This window comes from Nostoc sp., assembly GCF_036919555.1.
Lineage (GTDB): Bacteria > Cyanobacteriota > Cyanobacteriia > Cyanobacteriales > Nostocaceae > Nostoc.
The window spans coordinates 20,840-36,806 of record NZ_JBALCS010000034.1 but is presented as its reverse complement, the minus strand read 5'-3'; the positions used below and the strand labels follow the sequence as shown (position 1 = coordinate 36,806).

Sequence of the window (15,967 nt, the reverse complement as noted above, 5' to 3'; positions counted from 1 at the left end):
TCGTATTTATTCATAAATATACGCCAGCTATAGCCGCTCATTTCTACCCTCTAGACCTTTCTCCATAAATGCCGATAATACTCCATTTGAGCCAACTAAGGGTGAATCATTTGAAGTCGGGGTCAAGAGTGAATTTTTCGATGGCAGACTGTCTGCAACGCTAGCAGCTTACCAAATTACTAAGCAAAATATTGTCGTATCCGATCCAGCTAATCCGGGATTTAGCCTTCAGATTGGTGAACAACGCAGTCGAGGGATTGAACTAGATGTCGCTGGTGAAATCTTGCCAGGATGGAAAATCATTGCCAATTATGCCTATATTTCTCCAGAAATCACTGAAGATACCAGACCAGAGTACAAGGGGAATGAACCGAGTAATGTTGCCCGAAACAGTTCCAGTTTATGGACAACCTATGAAGTTCAAACTGGAGGTTGGAAAGGGTTGGGATTTGGGGGTGGAGTCACTTTTGTGGGCGACAGACAGGGAGACTTGGAGAATACATTTACGTTGCCTAGCTATGTGCGAACCGATGCAGCCATTTATTACCGCCGTGACAACTGGCGAGTTGGGCTGAATATCAAGAACTTATTTGATGTTTACTACTTTGAAAGTGCCGATAGTATAGACAGTGTGTATCCCGCCGCACCGTTTACAGTTTTGGGGACAGTTTCAGTGCAGTTTTAAGTCCCGCTAGAGGGTAATCAGTCTTTGGATTGAGCGATCGCATATCCAATTCCTTTGAAGATTTGAATAATTTAGGCAGATATAATTGTGATAAATTCTTCTAAAGAACTCACAGCGATCGCGCTATCCATTAAAGTTTCTAATTGCTCCACACTTTCGCCCTCAAGCTTTGCTTCTACCTCTTGGGGAATTTCGCCAAAGCGTCGTCGCAATACTCGTATTAACTGCCGTCGTACACCTTGCTGAAGACCACGTTCCTCACCTTCAGTGAGAATTTCCTGATACCAAGGCGATTCTCGCAATACTGCCATATCCCACCTCATGATTTGTTGCACTAAAGGCGTGTCTAACACAAAGCTAGCAAAAAATGCCAGCAACGATTCTAACTGGTTCAACTGTGCATCTGCTCGTAGCGCCTGTAATGCGCGTTGCACAACTGATACTGATACCTCTCCCCCTCCTCGCAGGATTGGCACAAACGGTAACAACGATGGTAGTGGTTGCTCAAACACTATTTCAGCATCGATTTCCCACAAATTAATCACGCGATAATCTTGGATGGCACGTAATCCTAAAAATTCCTGCTCGTAACTATTGACAATAGTTAAGCTGGATGGGGGCGGCAAAATGTTGATCAGTACTGGGTAAGTTGGCAATCGGTAGCGTTCTTGTGCCAAGGCAGCATCGGCTCTCATCCGTAGAGGCATCTGTGTTGTGTAACGCAGTTGTAGTTCATTTAGTACTATAAAATCTCCGTGAGTAGTACTGTATGCTTTCACCAAAACATCTGTTTCGCGGCTAATCCAGTGAAATTCAGAGCCGATAATTTCTTTCGCCACGACTTCAGGACGCTGTGTCACCCATTGTACCCATGCATCGGGAGCTAAATTAATTAGTCGCTTGCTACCAATATCTGCTGCTTTTGCCACAGGATGCTTGATATCCTTATCAGTAATTAATGGTCTACCACAAAGATTACAGTATTCTGGCGTTGGTTTTTAAGTTGAAGCAATATCTACAACGGGCTATCCGGCATCGCACTGTTTTAGGAAACGTATGATTGATGTATGTTAGGTTTTGAATCAACATTCATTCAATATTTGTAGATTTAAACCGCCAATGAACGCCGATAGTAGACCCAACTATACAATTCTAGAAGTTCAGGAACTTGATGTTAATTATGGCGGTATTCAAGCTCTGAAAAAGATTAATTTAATTATTCAAAAAGGTGAGGTAGTTACTCTAATTGGCGCGAATGGCGCTGGAAAAACTACCACACTCCACGCTATATCTAAAATAGTTAATCCTAAAAGTGGCGTGATTATCTATAATGGACATCATATTACCCGCCGCCAAGCTCACGAGGTTGTAAAACTTGGTATCGCCCATTGTCCTGAAGGACGCAGAGTATTAGCGCGGCAAACAGTGTTTGATAATTTGCTTTTAGGTGCTTATATTCGCTCCAATCAAGCCGAGGTGAAAACAGATATTCAGCGCCAATTTGATCTATTTCCACGCTTGTCACAAAGACGCAATCAGCTAGCAGGAACCCTTAGCGGTGGTGAACAACAAATGTTAGCGATCGCTCGGGCTGTAATGAGTAAACCACAACTATTACTTTTAGATGAGCCTAGCTTAGGTTTAGCACCTGCCATCGTTCGGGAAATCTTCTCTATTATTGAAAATCTTCGGGCTACAGGAGTGACTATTCTGTTAGTTGAACAAAACGCTAATCTGGCGCTGCAAATTGCCGATCGCGGCTATGTTCTAGAAGCTGGTTCTATAACTTTAACAGGTGCAGCATCAGAATTAATTAGTGATGAGCGAGTTAAAAAGGCTTATTTAGGGTGATTAATTAAATGAAAATTTTGCGAGGTACAAGCAGATGGTAAAATCACCAATTAAACCCTTAACTTTAGAAGAGTTTTGAAACTACCAGAAACAAAACCTAGCTCAGAATACATCAATGGTCAAATTATTCAAAAGCCAATGCCTCAAGGAAAACACCGCAAATTACAGGGTAAGTTAGTCACAGGTATAAATGAAGTAGTTGAAAGTCGAAAAATTGCCCTTGCATTTCCAGAATTGCGCTGTACATTTGGCGGACGTTCAATTGTGCCAGATGTAGCTGTGTTAGCTTGGGAACGGATTCCCATAGATGAACGTGGGGATGTAGCGAATATCTTCAAGACACATGCAGACTAGACTATTGAGATTCTTTCGCCAGATCAAAGCCAGACTAAAGTAACCGGAAATCTTTTGCATTGTTTAAAATATGGTAGTCGTTTCGGTTGGTTGATTGATCCAGATGAGCGTTCTGTTTTAGTTTATCCACCAAAGCAGCAACCAGAACTTTTACAAGAAGAACAAGAAATATTACCAGTTCCAGATTTAGTTAGCGGCTTTCAATTAAATCTAGGGCAACTATTTGGATGGCTGAAGTTGTAGGATAACACACTAATGAGTTTTAAACTTAAAAACATCATTCCTTGGGGACGTTCGATGGACGAATACGTTAAGATGTTTAACTTAACTCCTGAAGAACTAAGGTTAACTATACTCGATTGTGCTGGTGGCCCTGCTAGTTTCAATGTAGAAATGACTGCTCAAGGATACAAGGTTATTTCTTGCGATCCGATTTATCAATTCACAGCAGATGAAATTGATAACCGCATTCAGGATATTTATCAAATAGTTATAGATGGTGTTAAAGCCAACCAAGAATATTATGTTTGGCAGAATATCCAGTCGCCTGAACAGATGGGTAAAATTCGCATGGGGGCAATGCGTAAATTTTTGGCAGATTTACCTTTGGGAATCAATGAAAACCGTTATCTAACAGATGAATTACCTGTCTTGCCTTTTGAAACTCATCAGTTTGACTTAGCTTTATGTTCCCATTTGTTATTTACTTATTCCGATCAGCTTTCAGAAGAATTTCATCTGGCATCAGTTTTGGAGATGTGTCGAGTTGCCAAAGAGGTACGCATTTTTCCACTATTAAAAATATCCGGTGAAGCATCTCCTCACCTGAAACCAGTTATGAGTGAATTACAAGAACGAAATTATTCAGTGGAAATCAAGCAAGTACCTTACGAATTTCAGAAAAATAGCAACCAAATCTTGCGTATAAATTCAATTTGACCCTATCATGTGCTGCATCCAAACGAGAACTGTTATAACTAATTTATAGTGATAACTTTTCCTAATCATTTATATTATTAAAAATTATTACGATTTTTGTCATAATATATTAATATTTCTAGCCATCCTTGCAGATATCTATATTTGTTTAGCGGCGAATTCTATTCACCGGAATAATTAAACTCATGAGTCAAATAGTCTGGATAGCAAGACACGCTAACCGCATCGACTTCGTAAACCCTGATTGGTTTCTCACCGCCGAACGACGCTATGATCCATCCTTGTCTGACGATGGTATGGTGCAGGCACAACAGTTAGCTAAACGATTGAAAAGAGAAAATATTGGCCATATTTTTGCTTCTCCCTTCCTGCGAACCATACAAACGGCAAACGCAGTTGCAGAAGTTCTGAATTTACCGATAAAATTGGAAACAGGTTTGAGTGAATGGCTAAATCCAGCTTGGATGACAGAAGAACCCGAAAGACTCTCAACTCCAGCATTAGTACAGCTATTCCCCAGAATTGACACCAGCTATACTTCGCGCATCGCCGCCAAATATCCTGAAACTCACGAAAAAGCGCGAGAACGTTCTGGGCAAACTGCCAGATGTTTAGCTACTGAGTTCTTCCCAGAGGATATCCTGCTAGTAGCACATGGCGCATCTGTGTTGGGGGCAGCAATGGGGCTAGTGGGGGAAATTGCCAAAACAGAAGTTAAAGCTTCTTTATGTTCGCTTGTAAAAGTGGTACGCCAGGAACCAGAATGGTTATTAGAACTAACGGGAGATACTTCCCATTTAACCCACATAGAAGAAGTTATTCGATTTGCTTAAATCTCTAATAGGGATTTTCAATCATGGCTTCTGCTACGTTGGGTATATCCTACAAAAAAAGTAATTAATTCACGAATAAGTTTTATGACTTTTTTACTAGCAGGGGACATCGGCGGTACGAAAACTATTCTGCGATTGGTTGAAACATCAGACTCAACAAGTTTACATACTATTTATCAGGAAAGTTTCCACAGTGGCGATTTTCCCGATTTAGTACCGATTGTGCAGGAGTTTTTGGTTAAAGCTAATACACCAATACCACAAAAGGCTTGTTTTGCGATCGCAGGGCCTGTTGTCCAAAATACTGCCAAGCTAACCAATTTGGCTTGGTTCTTGGATAGCGAACGTCTAGAACAAGAATTGGGTATTGGGCAAATTTCTTTGATTAACGACTTCGCCGCCGTTGGCTATGGCATTTTAGGTTTAGAAAAACAAGACTTGCTGACGTTGCAAGTTGGCAAATCTCAACCCGAAGCCCCTATTGGAATTATTGGTGCTGGTACTGGTTTAGGACAAGGATTTTTAATTAAACAGGGAAACTACTATCAAGTCTTTCCCTCAGAAGGTGGACACGCTGACTTTGCTCCCCGGACCGAGTTAGAGTTTCAGTTGTTGAAACACCTGCTGAAGAAACATGATATCCAGCGCGTTTCTGTAGAACGGGTAGTTTCTGGAATGGGAATTGTGGCAATTTACCAATTTTTGCGCGATCGCAAATTTGCCACCGAATCACCAGATATTGCCCAAATCGTCAGAACTTGGGAACAAGAAGCGGGACAGGAAGAGAAAAGTGTTGATCCCGGTGCTGTCATTGGTACAGCTGCACTCCAAAAACGCGATCGCCTCTGTGAACAAACTTTACAATTATTTATAGAGGCTTATGGTGCAGAAGCCGGGAATCTTGCCCTGAAACTCCTACCTTACGGTGGCTTATACATCGCTGGTGGAATTGCACCCAAAATCGTGCCGTTAATCCAAAACAGTGGTTTCTTATTAAATTTCACCCAAAAAGGTAGGATGCGCCCCCTGCTCGAAGATATCCCCGTGTATATTATCCTCAACTCCCAAGTGGGGCTAATTGGTGCTGCTTTATGTGCTGTTAGGTTATAACAGCTAGCATCATCAGTGAGATCAGCATCTCAAAAAGTCAAAAATATGACAATTAAAAATCTGCTGCCATTAATCGCCGCTACTTTTGTCTGTGGTGGAAGTGTTCTGGTGGAAGCGCGTCAACCCAAACCTCCGGCGGCTGTTGTCAAACCAACCGTTTCTCAACCCGCGCAGCCAAAATGGAAATTATTCACCGCTCCAGATGGGCGCTTTACTATTTTGATGCCGGGAAGCCCCAACAGAAATACCCAATCCCAAAAAACTTACATGGGGAAAATTAACTTAGAAATATTTATCGCTCAACCACCAAAACAGCAAGTAGCATATCTAGTTGCTTACAATGATTTTCCTTATAGTTACGGTCAAATGGCTGACCCCCAAGTTGTACTTAATAATGCCCGGGATATGGCTTTAAAGACTACGAAAAGTCATTTAATTAGTCAACGAAATATTCGTAGTTCCAATAATCATCCTGGCAAAGAAATTGAGTACATCAATTCTGGAGGTAAAATCACTAAAAGTAGAATGTATGTTGCTGAAGGACGATTGTATCAAGTAATGGCAATAACTACAAAAAAACAGCAGAAGACATTAGCTAAAACCATTACGGGCTATTTAAATTCCTTCCATGTAGTTTTGAAAAAGTGAAATAATTAAAATCTGTACCATATTAGCCTTGCAATCAATTGCAGGGCTAATACAGCGTTTTTCAGGTAAATGAGGTACACAGGTAGGGGCACAACAATGTTGTGCCCTGACAATAGACTTTTTGCATAAATCAAAAATTAAGAACCCCACCCCGCATTTGAGTAAAGCAAACGCTCCCCTCCCCGCAAGCGGGGAGGGGTTGGGGGTGGGGTGTTAGGGACTTTTGGAAGAGGTCTAATAATCTGTATCTCACGCTTGTTGCAATCTGCTGTAAGTAGGTAGGCGCAAATAATTAGAAGATAGTTTAAAGTGTGTTATCGCTTCCGCAATGTACCCCAAACCGGATAAAGAATTTTGGATTGTCGCTGACAATAATTTTCCATTGACTCCAAACTCCCCATTTCCAACTGCTAAATTCTGCTGTATTATAATTATTTAATTTTTCTAGCTCAGATTATACAACTTATACGCTACTCAAACGCTTGCTCAAACATGATTTCTAACACTAGCATGTCATACTAAAAATAATTAGCAAATTACACACAACCAAGTGAAATAAATGGCTGATATTACTGATACTGCCGTTAACGCTGGTTCTGTTGACACCTTAGAGGATGCAATTAAGGCTGCCAATCTGATAGTGGGAGGTTAGGTCTGTTTTAACAATTTAGGCTTTGAAAATGAAACATTTATTAACGAGTCAAGAGAATTTGATTAGTGGTTGCAGCCAAGATCATATATCACGCCGTGTGCGACTTTCTTTCAAACCTAACCCCCAGCCCCTTCGCTAGCAGGGAAGGGGAGCAAGAATCAAAGCCTCTCTCCGCTTCGGGGAGAGGTTTGGAGAGGGGTTTCAAGAATAAGTTGCACATCGCGTTATATCTACAGAAATCAGTTAATCTATGAAGGGAAAATATACTTGTATTTGCTGTTCAAATTCTTTACTCCGTCACGTCCGTTCGGGAGCAGTTTACTGGCGTTGTAGCTACTGCTATCAGGAAATGCCAGTTCAGGAAATGACACCCGCAAAAATGAAGAATGTCTTGATATCGAACTGTACTTTAATCTGTGATCCAAAATTTCTTTAATCAAGTTTAATTAATCATTGGTATCCCTCATGAATTTATTTCAATCTAATCAGTCAGAGTTTGCCTGGTGGGTAGAAATTAACACTACTGTTCCGCGTTGTACTTATTACTTTGGCCCTTTTGATAGTGAAAAAGAGGCACAACTTTCTAGAAGTGGCTACGTCGAAGACTTATATCAGGAAGAAGCCAGAGACATCATTGCATTAGTGAAGCAATGTCAGCCTGATATCCTAACGATTTTTCAGGATGAAGCAGAAGCTATATTACCAAAACTTTTTGAAGTCTTGCCAAAGCTTGATATGTATAAGATAATCGGATAAAGTTTGATTTCGTTACAAAAGGTTAAAAAAATGAGAGTATACTCTGCCAACTTGTACAATTTTAAATGTATAAAATGATGCGATCGCAGAAAAAGCAATAAAATTACAGAGATTAATAAAAGTCTAAGTTCATGATTTGAGGAGCAGGGTTTTTGTCCTATGGTCAAGCGATCGCTCCAGGTATCACTCACTGGCATTCAAGAGGCCAAAAGAGCATTTGCTCGCAAGGGCTGGACACAAGACAATCTAGCAGCAGAAGTTAACCTCAAGACTAGACAACCAATTTGGCGGTTTTTCAGTGGTCGTCCGGTTGAGCGTCATACTTTTATTGAAATTTGTTCAGTGTTGTCATTGAATTGGCGAGAGATTGCTACCAATCCTCCGGCAGAATTCGATGAAGGAGAAGAATTTACCCAGCCCTCTGTCCAGGATATTGATACATTGGTGCAAAAAGTGCGATCGCAACGCTTCGAGAAAATTCAAGATCAGTGTGGGATTTTGCAGTTATTGGATATCAGCCGTCCCGTTGCGATCGATAATATATATATAGATGTGAATATTTTGGAGGAGATTGCAAGTCTTCAGTACTTAGAAATCACTAAGCTGCAAAACATTGATCCCAAAGAATTTGACCGTTTTGGCTTAGGTGAGGCTCACCAGAACCAGATACCTGGTACACAGGCAGTTGAAACATACTCCAAGCTCAGGGTGCTAGGCAAACCAGGGGTAGGTAAAACCACCTTTTTGCAACATCTCGCCATTCAGTGTAACCAAGGCGCATTTGCGGCGAATCAAGTTCCTATCTTCATCACACTAAGAAACTTTGCCCAAGAGTCTAAACTCACCAACGAGTTCAGCCTATTAAAGTACATCCGCCAGGAGTTTCACACATCTAAAATTTCCGAGCCATCAGTCATCGAAACCTTGCTTAGTGCAGGCAGAGTGTTACTGTTGCTTGATGGCATGGATGAAGTTCTTAACCAACAAAGCAATGCTGTCTTAAGCGAAATTCGGAGATTTTCAGAGAAGTATCACAAAAATCAGTTGGTGGCCACCTGTCGAACAGCAGTTCAAAAGTTCAGACTCCGAGGCTTTACCGATGTTGAGATTGCCCCATTTACCTTACAACAAATCCGAGCCTTCGCTCAAAAATGGTTTGTGGTCTTTACCAAAACCAACACTCAAGATGGTCTGGCCCAGTCCGTTCAGTTTATTCAGAAATTGGAGTTAGATGAAAATTGGGAATTTCGCCAACTCGTCGTCACACCCCTATTTCTGCATCTTGCCTGCTGGGTGTTTCACGGTCAAGAAAAATTTCCGACTAAGCGGACTGACTTTTATAAACAAGGTCTAGACCTTGTGTTGGGCAAATGGGATGAAGCCAGAGGCATTGAACGAGATGACGTTTACCGAGGGTTTTTATTACCACAAAAGCTCAAGTTATTAAGTCAGATTGCGGCAGCGACATTTGAGCAAGGTCAGTACTTTTTTGAGCAACGCATCATTGAGCAATATATTGGTGACTATATTCAGAATCTGACCGACGTACCAATGGATGCAGAGGAATTGCAAATAGAAAGTGAAGCGGCGCTGAAGGCAATCGAGGCTCAACATGGGCTACTGGCAGAACGGGCGCGGGGAATTTTCTCCTTCTCCTATCTGGCGTTTCAAGAATATTTAACTGCGAGAAAAATCGTTGCCAGCCATAATCTACAGGCATTTGAGCAAGCACTGGGAGGACTGGTCACTCATATCACTGACCCGCACTGGCGCGAAATCTTCTTGTTAACGGCTACCATGCTCAGGAGTGCAGACGAGCTGGTGCTATTGATGAAGCAACAGATTGATACACTGGTTGCTCAAGACCCTTATTTACAAGAATTTTTGACGTGGGCCAGCCAAAAATCTCGCACTATTCCCACCCAAACAAAACATGCGACAATTCGAGCATTTTACCTTGCCTTGAGTCGGACTCCTCACATAGCTTCTCACTTTGCCCTAGCCAGCAGCCTCGACCAAGGGATGTTTCTGGATGTCGCATTAGATGACCTGCTGCTAGAGTGTGCAATTGATGGGAACCAAAACTTTGCCCACATCCACGCGTGTGGAGAAGCTATGAGCAACATTCTGGGCATTGTTCTGGATGTTGGACTCTATAAATCCTTGCAACAACTCTCTGACCAATTGCCAAATTATCGTCAAAGTGAAGAACGGTTTGGGCAATGGGGACAGACGAACTATTCAGCTTGGGCTGAACAATTAAAGATAACGGTGATTAATTATCGCAATATTAACCATGAGTGGCAGTTTAGCCCTGAACAACAGCAAGTGCTGCAACGCTACTACGATGCCAATCAGCTACTACTCGATTGCCTGCATAGCAATTCGGAAGTGACGGCTGCTATCAGGCAGGAAATTGAAGCCACCTTATTGTTGCCGATAAAGGAACTTGAGGATAGGGAATGGCAATAATTATTTTAGTTAATTGCTCAAAGAGGTTTGGATTGCAAAAATGATTTTGACTACATTTTGTGTCGTAGTTAATCAACTCACTCACCAAATCAAACAACACCAGGTTTATAGTACAAGAATAGAACCATTCAAGTGATTCTTTCCTACTTTTGATTCTACAACTTGGTTATTTAGCGCCTTTGAAATCAACTTATGTACTATATCTAAGGAACGTGGATTAAATAAAATGCAAAACTTCATCCTGGCTCACGATCCCTCTCCTTTATAAGGAGAGGGATTGAGGATGAGGTAAGCCAGGGACATAAATTGGATGTTATTTAATTCTTATTCCTAAGGGGAATCCGCCAACGTACTGTCAAAAATCTGGATTTTCGCTATCAGGGTTTTTATATGGATGACTACAATCAGGTTGATAAAAATAATTTCCTCTATCAGCGCTATCGATACCTGGGTAAATTCATACCCCAGAATGTTGTATTTAATGCTAATCTTCAGGAATTTTCTCAAAGGGTCTGTTACATCTGCAATCTACAGAGTAGAGGAAAACTTTCTCCCCAAGAGTCCTACGAGAAGATTGAGGGACTCTGGCAGGAGTTAACACAGAGCTTTAAGGCACTAGGAATTGAGAAAAATCCAACTGAATGATTTCTTCTGAGAACTCAAGCAACACCCACTCATAGTACAGCAACAGAACCAAGTAATTGTAGCCATCTAGTGGTTCTCTGCACTTTTTATTTGACCTATCCGGTGGTCTCGTCTGCTTAAGACTACGGATTTTTTAGCCCACTTTGCACTTAAAGCCCTAATCGCAGGTCTTATTATGAATTTAATCAATGACTTTTGCTTGACAGTTGGGATACTCAAAGGTGTACAAGTACTCGTTGTAGACAACGATCGCGATAGTAGAGATTTGTACGCGTTATTACTCAAAGACCTAAGCGCAGATGTGATCACTGCTGATTCTATAAAAGAAGCTTTAGAAATCCTGAGTTGTTTTACGCCCAACATCCTCGTCTGTGAAATTAGGTTCTTAGGTGAAAGTATTTATACATTGCTAAATACATTGAGTGCTATGGAAGCAGACAATGGCAAGCATATTCCAATCATTGTGACTTCAACATCTACCAAAGGTACTCATGACCAAATTCCAGAGGTAGAGTTTGAAGAATATCTACTTAAACCATTCGACCTTGACAAATTTGTTTCCCTGATTACGAATCAAGTACAGTCAGGTGTGGTGGAAAGTTTTCGCCGGGATGTACTAGTTTTACACTAGTTAATAGCGAAATATTTATTCTTGAAAAACAACTCGCAGATGGCGAACTCGTCAAATAAATCAAAGTCAAGTTGGTGCTTGGTTATTAACCCAATTTCAGCAATAATTACTTGAACCATTCTCAATAACCGTAGGGGAGCCAATTGTTATAAGTAGGCAAACTCCCGGTACAGTACACCAGTGGCTAAAGTCACCCATTTAGGTGAAGACATACAGATATTTCATGCTTATTATGAAGGAAGATTAAGCAACTATGAAGCTAATTAGGCGTCTAGTTGTTAGTTTACTAATAAAGATTTAATCCAAAAGTTTGAAAAAAACCTTATTCCTGCACTTGCCCTCTAACTGAGGACTACTCGCGCAAAGCAATATTCATAGGCTTATAGATATGGCTACGTACATAGAAATTCCTGTTGTTGGCAAAGTTAAGTATCCATTACGCTGGCTGATGGGGCTGATAGCAGGGGGTGCCTTGGTTGTTGGTACAGTCACAGCCTACACCCTGGTAAATCAAGGGACAAAAGAAGACATTGCTCAATTAACTGTGCCAGTGGCAGCGCAAAACGTGACTTTACGGATTACAGCTAGTGGCAAAGTCGTGCCAGTTCAGAGCGTAAATATTAGTCCGAAGAACCCCGGAGTGCTGTCGCAATTATATGTGGAACAAGGCGATCGCATTCAACAAGGGCAAATTCTCGCCCGCATGGATAGTGCCAGCATTGAAGCCCAAAGGAGCCAGTACCGTGCTAACTTAGCCCAAAGTCAAGCACAACTAGCCGAAGCCGTTGCTGGTAGTCGTCCTCAAGAAATTGCTCAAGCTAGGGCGCGATTAGCACAAGCTCAAGCCCAGTTTGCCGCAGCCCGTGCTGGTAATCGTCCCCAAGAAATTGCCCAATCTCAATCCCAAGTGGATGCCGCTCAAGCAAAGGTGAATTATACCAGTGAACAGGTAAAGCGTTATCAATACTTATATCAACAGGGAGCAGAGAAAAAACAATTACTCGATCAAGCCATCAGCGAAGACAAAAGTGCTAAAGCCAGTTTAGAAGAAATTAAAAAACGATTTTCGTTAGTCCAAAGTGGCACACGGACTGAGGAAATCGATCAACGCCAAGCAGCTGTGAATGAAGCACGGGCAGCATTGGTACTCTTGGAAGATGGCACCCGTTCTGAAGAAATTGTCCAGCGTCAAGCAGCTGTTGCAGCTGCTGAGGCTCAATTGAAGGGTGTGCAAGTGCAGTTGGAAGATACACTTATTCGCGCTCCTCTTTCGGGAATTGTGACGCAAAAGTATGCCGAACCAGGTGCGTTTGTCACACCCACAACTTCTGCTTCTACTAGTGCGTCAGCAACCTCCAGTTCAATTGTCGCTGTAGCACGCGGTTTAGAAATATTAGCTCAAGTTCCCGAAGCGGATCTTAGCAGAATTAAACCGGGACAGCAGGTGGAAATTGTCGCCGATGCCTATCCCGATCAAGTTTTTAAAGGTCATGTGCGCCTGATTGCTCCAGAAGCAGTGGTGGAACAAGGTGTGACATCCTTCCAGGTGCGGGTTGCTCTCGATACTGGCATAGATAAACTGCGTTCTGGCTTAAATGTGGATCTGACTTTTTTGGGCGATCGCGTCAATAATGCCTTAGTATTACCAACAGTGTCAATCGTCACCGAAAAGGGTAAAACTGGCGTACTTGTACCAGATGCAAAGAATAAACCCCAATTCCGCGAAGTTACAGTTGGGGCGCAAATTCAAGAGCAAACTCAGATTTTAGAGGGAGTTAAAGAAGGCGATCGCATTTTTGTGAATCCACCCAAAGACTACAAAATCGAAAAGGCAAAAGAACAAAAGAATAATTCGTAATTATTAAGACATGAATTTTTTAGAAAGTGTCCAAATGGCGGGTAAAACCCTGCTATCAAATAAGCTGCGTAGTGCCCTCACCATGCTGGGTATAGTTATTGGTAACGCCTCAGTAATTGGCATGATTGGTATTGGCGAAAGTGGGCAAAAGTACGTGAATAAACAGTTGGAGTCATTAGGGCCAAATGTGCTGTTTGTGATTCCAGGTAATCGAGAAACTCAGCGTATCTCCTTTGAAGTGCCCAAAACTCTGGTATTGCAAGATGCCGATGCGATCGCCTCTCAGGTACCAACAGTAGTAGGAGTTGCGCCAGAATTAAATGGAAGACAGGTAGTTACATACCGCAACAAAAACACCAATGTCAACATAATTGGCACAACTCCCAGTTTCCTGTCGGTGCGGGATTTTGAAACTGCTAGAGGCAGGTTTTTCTCTGAGGTAGACATCAAGCGAAGTAACCAAGTTGTTGTGTTAGGTGCAGACTTGGCAGAAAAACTATTTGGTAATAGTAACGCTGTAGGTCAGCAATTGCGAATTGGAAATACCAGCTTTCAAGTGATTGGGACATTAACAGCCAAAGGTTCCAGCGTGGGAGCAGATTATGATGAAGCTGCTTTAATACCGATTACGACTTCAGCAAACCGACTTGTGGGAAAGAATTCTCCCTATGGTATTTCCTTAGATTATCTCGTCGCTGCCGCTCGTGATTCCGAGAGCGTGGATGCAGCAGAATTTCAAATTACTAATTTGCTACGTCTACGGCACAAAGTTAATGGTGAAGATGACTTTACTCTTCGCTCTCAAAAGGATGCTTTGCAAACTGTCGGTCAAATTACAGGCGCATTGACAATTATGTTAGCAGCGATCGCCGGAATATCGCTATTTGTCGGCGGCATTGGCATCATGAATATTATGCTTGTCTCCGTCACCGAACGCACTCAAGAAATCGGATTGAGAAAAGCGATCGGCGCAACTGAGCAAGATATTTTGCTACAGTTCATCATTGAAGCAGTGATTGTTTCCGCAGCTGGCGGTTTAGTTGGGACTGCGGTTGGTGTTAGTGGCATCCTATTAGTGGGAGCCTTGACTCCTTTAGAAGCAAGTCTTTCTCCTGTAGCGATTAGTATGGCAGTTAGTGTCTCTGCTGGTATTGGTTTATTCTTTGGCGTAGTTCCCGCACGTCGCGCTGCTAAACTCGACCCGATTGTGGCTTTGAGAAGTGCTTAGTGATGGGGATGGCAAAACGCTGTATCAATAATGCGGACATAAATAGCGCGAATACTTTCTATATCTAGTGCTAAAGATGTATTTTCTACTTTAATAATTAATGAGGGAAAGTGTTGTTCTAAAGTGATACTAATTCCTGGTGTTACGCCCATTAATCTCAGTTTTTTCAAGATTGTTTCATCCTGATTTTTGCCGAAAGTGACGATTCCTCGTTCTCCCGTTTTCAATAATTCTAATGAACAGGCAGTCACACTAAAGCGGGTAAACATTGAGGTGATAAATTAGGAATTGTGAAGGGAAGAATGAAGTATATTTTCATTCTTCATCCTTCATTTTTTATTTGGTCGCCAAAAGCAGCAACCAAAGTAATACTTTAGACGAGATACGCTTCTTGATGTGTCTTAATTGTGCAATTAGAACGAGGATAAGTGACACAAAGTAGAGCGAATCCTTTAGAAATCTGCTCGTCATCTAGGAAGTTTTGATCTTCTTGATTAATTTCACCTTCAACAACTTTGCCAACACAGCTAGAGCAAGAACCTGCTTGACAAGAGGCTGGCAACTCAATACCATTTTCTTCTGCTGCATCTAAAATGGTAGTCTCTTCATCAACTTCAATTGTGGTGTCGATGTCTTCTTTTTTGCTGATTAATCTAACTTGATAGGAAGCCATTTTGCGATTCTCCTCAAACGTTATACAGTTAGTCTAATTTCCGAACTTTTTGAGCAACCTATCCTATTTTTTGCTTCCCTTATTGTTAGGGAGAAACTAGCTAAAGCGTAGTTTCTCATAGGCTTAAGGGATGCAACGCCAACAAGAAGCGACCTCAAGGCAGTGCGATAAGCCTGCGGCATGGCTTCGCTTACCGCGTCTATGGGAAGTGTCTACAATCAGACTTAGAGCTAACGAAATGATGTTAGCTGCAAGGTACACCAGTAGGCTTACTGTCGCCTGCTTTGAGGGACTTTCCACAACCACCGCATTTATCAGTTGCATTGGGGTTGGTGAACTTAAAACCGCTTTCCATCACTCCCTCAACGAAGTCAACCACAATTTCTTCTAATAACGGCGCACTTTTGGCATCAAGGTAAACCAGTACTTTGCCTTGCTGGGTTACCAAATCATCTGGTTGGGGCTTGCTGGTGATATCCATTGCATATTCATGGCCACTGCAACCACCATCTTTTACAGAGATGCGGATACCTTTAGTTGCGCCATTAGCGTCGGGTGCGGAACCTCCGAGCAATGCCTGAAGATGAAATTCTGCTTTTTCTGATAAAGTAACGGTCATCAGGTCTCCTGAT

The 15,967-nt window shown here is 41.9% G+C and carries 16 protein-coding genes and 1 pseudogene; 13 read left to right on the top strand and 4 right to left on the bottom strand.

The window, feature by feature from the left end:
- The first annotated feature begins 16 nt into the window (after positions 1-16).
- Positions 17-685, top strand: a complete 669-nt coding sequence (locus V7K36_RS09880; RefSeq protein ID WP_335115347.1) for a TonB-dependent receptor — start codon at positions 17-19, stop codon at positions 683-685.
- Positions 686-756: 71 nt separating this feature from the next.
- Here V7K36_RS09880 and V7K36_RS09875 read toward each other — a convergent pair whose 3' ends face one another.
- Positions 757-1,614: an Rpn family recombination-promoting nuclease/putative transposase gene (locus tag V7K36_RS09875; protein WP_335115276.1), complete on the bottom strand. Its 858-nt coding sequence runs from the start codon at positions 1,612-1,614 to the stop codon at positions 757-759.
- A 190-nt stretch (positions 1,615-1,804) separates the two neighbouring features.
- On the opposite strand from V7K36_RS09875, the gene V7K36_RS09870 reads away from it, so the two are divergent.
- The 12 genes and pseudogenes from V7K36_RS09870 to V7K36_RS09815 all read left to right on the top strand — a co-directional run bounded on the left by V7K36_RS09870 (position 1,805) and on the right by V7K36_RS09815 (position 14,662).
- Positions 1,805-2,536: an ABC transporter ATP-binding protein gene (locus V7K36_RS09870; protein ID WP_335115274.1), complete on the top strand. Its 732-nt coding sequence runs from the start codon at positions 1,805-1,807 to the stop codon at positions 2,534-2,536.
- 34 nt (positions 2,537-2,570) lie between these two features.
- Positions 2,571-3,133: pseudogene (locus V7K36_RS09865) on the top strand (Uma2 family endonuclease).
- A 12-nt stretch (positions 3,134-3,145) separates the two neighbouring features.
- Positions 3,146-3,829, top strand: a complete 684-nt coding sequence (locus V7K36_RS09860; RefSeq protein ID WP_335115272.1) for an SAM-dependent methyltransferase — start codon at positions 3,146-3,148, stop codon at positions 3,827-3,829.
- Between the two features lie 185 nt (positions 3,830-4,014).
- Positions 4,015-4,662: a histidine phosphatase family protein gene (locus V7K36_RS09855; RefSeq protein WP_335115270.1), complete on the top strand. Its 648-nt coding sequence runs from the start codon at positions 4,015-4,017 to the stop codon at positions 4,660-4,662.
- 84 nt (positions 4,663-4,746) lie between these two features.
- Positions 4,747-5,772 carry a glucokinase gene (locus tag V7K36_RS09850; protein ID WP_335115268.1) on the top strand — a complete coding sequence of 342 codons (1,026 nt, stop codon included), beginning with the start codon at positions 4,747-4,749 and terminating at the stop codon, positions 5,770-5,772.
- 45 nt (positions 5,773-5,817) lie between these two features.
- Complete coding sequence (locus V7K36_RS09845) at positions 5,818-6,420, top strand: hypothetical protein (RefSeq protein WP_335115266.1); 603 nt, start codon at positions 5,818-5,820, stop codon at positions 6,418-6,420.
- Between the two features lie 1,117 nt (positions 6,421-7,537).
- Complete coding sequence (locus V7K36_RS09840) at positions 7,538-7,828, top strand: DUF1816 domain-containing protein (protein ID WP_335115264.1); 291 nt, start codon at positions 7,538-7,540, stop codon at positions 7,826-7,828.
- 159 nt (positions 7,829-7,987) lie between these two features.
- A complete protein-coding gene (locus V7K36_RS09835) occupies positions 7,988-10,300 on the top strand; it encodes an NACHT domain-containing protein (protein WP_335115262.1) in 2,313 nt (770 codons plus the stop codon).
- A 390-nt stretch (positions 10,301-10,690) separates the two neighbouring features.
- Positions 10,691-10,945, top strand: coding sequence for a DUF7219 family protein (locus tag V7K36_RS09830; RefSeq protein WP_335115260.1), 255 nt, complete (start codon positions 10,691-10,693; stop codon positions 10,943-10,945).
- A 175-nt stretch (positions 10,946-11,120) separates the two neighbouring features.
- Positions 11,121-11,576 (top strand): response regulator, encoded by a 456-nt coding sequence (locus V7K36_RS09825; protein WP_335115258.1) that lies wholly within the window; start codon positions 11,121-11,123, stop codon positions 11,574-11,576.
- Positions 11,577-11,964: 388 nt separating this feature from the next.
- The gene (locus V7K36_RS09820; protein ID WP_335115256.1) at positions 11,965-13,434 is read left to right on the top strand and encodes an efflux RND transporter periplasmic adaptor subunit; all 1,470 of its coding nucleotides are present in this window, start codon (positions 11,965-11,967) and stop codon (positions 13,432-13,434) included.
- Positions 13,435-13,444: 10 nt separating this feature from the next.
- On the top strand, positions 13,445-14,662 hold the full coding sequence (locus tag V7K36_RS09815; RefSeq protein ID WP_335115254.1) for an ABC transporter permease: 1,218 nt from the start codon (positions 13,445-13,447) through the stop codon (positions 14,660-14,662).
- Here the strand turns inward: V7K36_RS09815 and V7K36_RS09810 are convergent.
- From V7K36_RS09810 to V7K36_RS09800, 3 genes are all read right to left on the bottom strand, one after another.
- On the bottom strand, positions 14,659-14,931 hold the full coding sequence (locus tag V7K36_RS09810; protein ID WP_335115252.1) for a FeoA family protein: 273 nt from the start codon (positions 14,929-14,931) through the stop codon (positions 14,659-14,661). The genes V7K36_RS09815 and V7K36_RS09810 overlap by 4 nt on opposite strands.
- 104 nt (positions 14,932-15,035) lie before the next feature.
- Positions 15,036-15,335 (bottom strand): 2Fe-2S iron-sulfur cluster-binding protein, encoded by a 300-nt coding sequence (locus V7K36_RS09805; RefSeq protein ID WP_334827834.1) that lies wholly within the window; start codon positions 15,333-15,335, stop codon positions 15,036-15,038.
- A 244-nt stretch (positions 15,336-15,579) separates the two neighbouring features.
- Complete coding sequence (locus tag V7K36_RS09800; RefSeq protein WP_335115345.1) at positions 15,580-15,954, bottom strand: iron-sulfur cluster assembly accessory protein; 375 nt, start codon at positions 15,952-15,954, stop codon at positions 15,580-15,582.
- Positions 15,955-15,967 lie beyond the last annotated feature (13 nt).

Bases quoted from the DNA above. Each gene is read 5' to 3' on its own strand.
- V7K36_RS09825 (WP_335115258.1), top strand. From the start codon at position 11,121: ATGAATTTAATCAATGACTTTTGCTTGACAGTTGGGATACTCAAAGGT.
- V7K36_RS09820 (WP_335115256.1), top strand. From the start codon at position 11,965: ATGGCTACGTACATAGAAATTCCTGTTGTTGGCAAAGTTAAGTATCCA.
- V7K36_RS09805 (WP_334827834.1), bottom strand. From the start codon at position 15,335: ATGGCTTCCTATCAAGTTAGATTAATCAGCAAAAAAGAAGACATCGAC.
- V7K36_RS09860 (WP_335115272.1), top strand. From the start codon at position 3,146: ATGAGTTTTAAACTTAAAAACATCATTCCTTGGGGACGTTCGATGGAC.
- V7K36_RS09845 (WP_335115266.1), top strand. From the start codon at position 5,818: ATGACAATTAAAAATCTGCTGCCATTAATCGCCGCTACTTTTGTCTGT.
- V7K36_RS09800 (WP_335115345.1), bottom strand. From the start codon at position 15,954: ATGACCGTTACTTTATCAGAAAAAGCAGAATTTCATCTTCAGGCATTG.
- V7K36_RS09835 (WP_335115262.1), top strand. From the start codon at position 7,988: ATGGTCAAGCGATCGCTCCAGGTATCACTCACTGGCATTCAAGAGGCC.
- V7K36_RS09870 (WP_335115274.1), top strand. From the start codon at position 1,805: ATGAACGCCGATAGTAGACCCAACTATACAATTCTAGAAGTTCAGGAA.
- V7K36_RS09855 (WP_335115270.1), top strand. From the start codon at position 4,015: ATGAGTCAAATAGTCTGGATAGCAAGACACGCTAACCGCATCGACTTC.
- V7K36_RS09840 (WP_335115264.1), top strand. From the start codon at position 7,538: ATGAATTTATTTCAATCTAATCAGTCAGAGTTTGCCTGGTGGGTAGAA.
- V7K36_RS09830 (WP_335115260.1), top strand. From the start codon at position 10,691: ATGGATGACTACAATCAGGTTGATAAAAATAATTTCCTCTATCAGCGC.
- V7K36_RS09850 (WP_335115268.1), top strand. From the start codon at position 4,747: ATGACTTTTTTACTAGCAGGGGACATCGGCGGTACGAAAACTATTCTG.
- V7K36_RS09815 (WP_335115254.1), top strand. From the start codon at position 13,445: ATGAATTTTTTAGAAAGTGTCCAAATGGCGGGTAAAACCCTGCTATCA.
- V7K36_RS09810 (WP_335115252.1), bottom strand. From the start codon at position 14,931: ATGTTTACCCGCTTTAGTGTGACTGCCTGTTCATTAGAATTATTGAAA.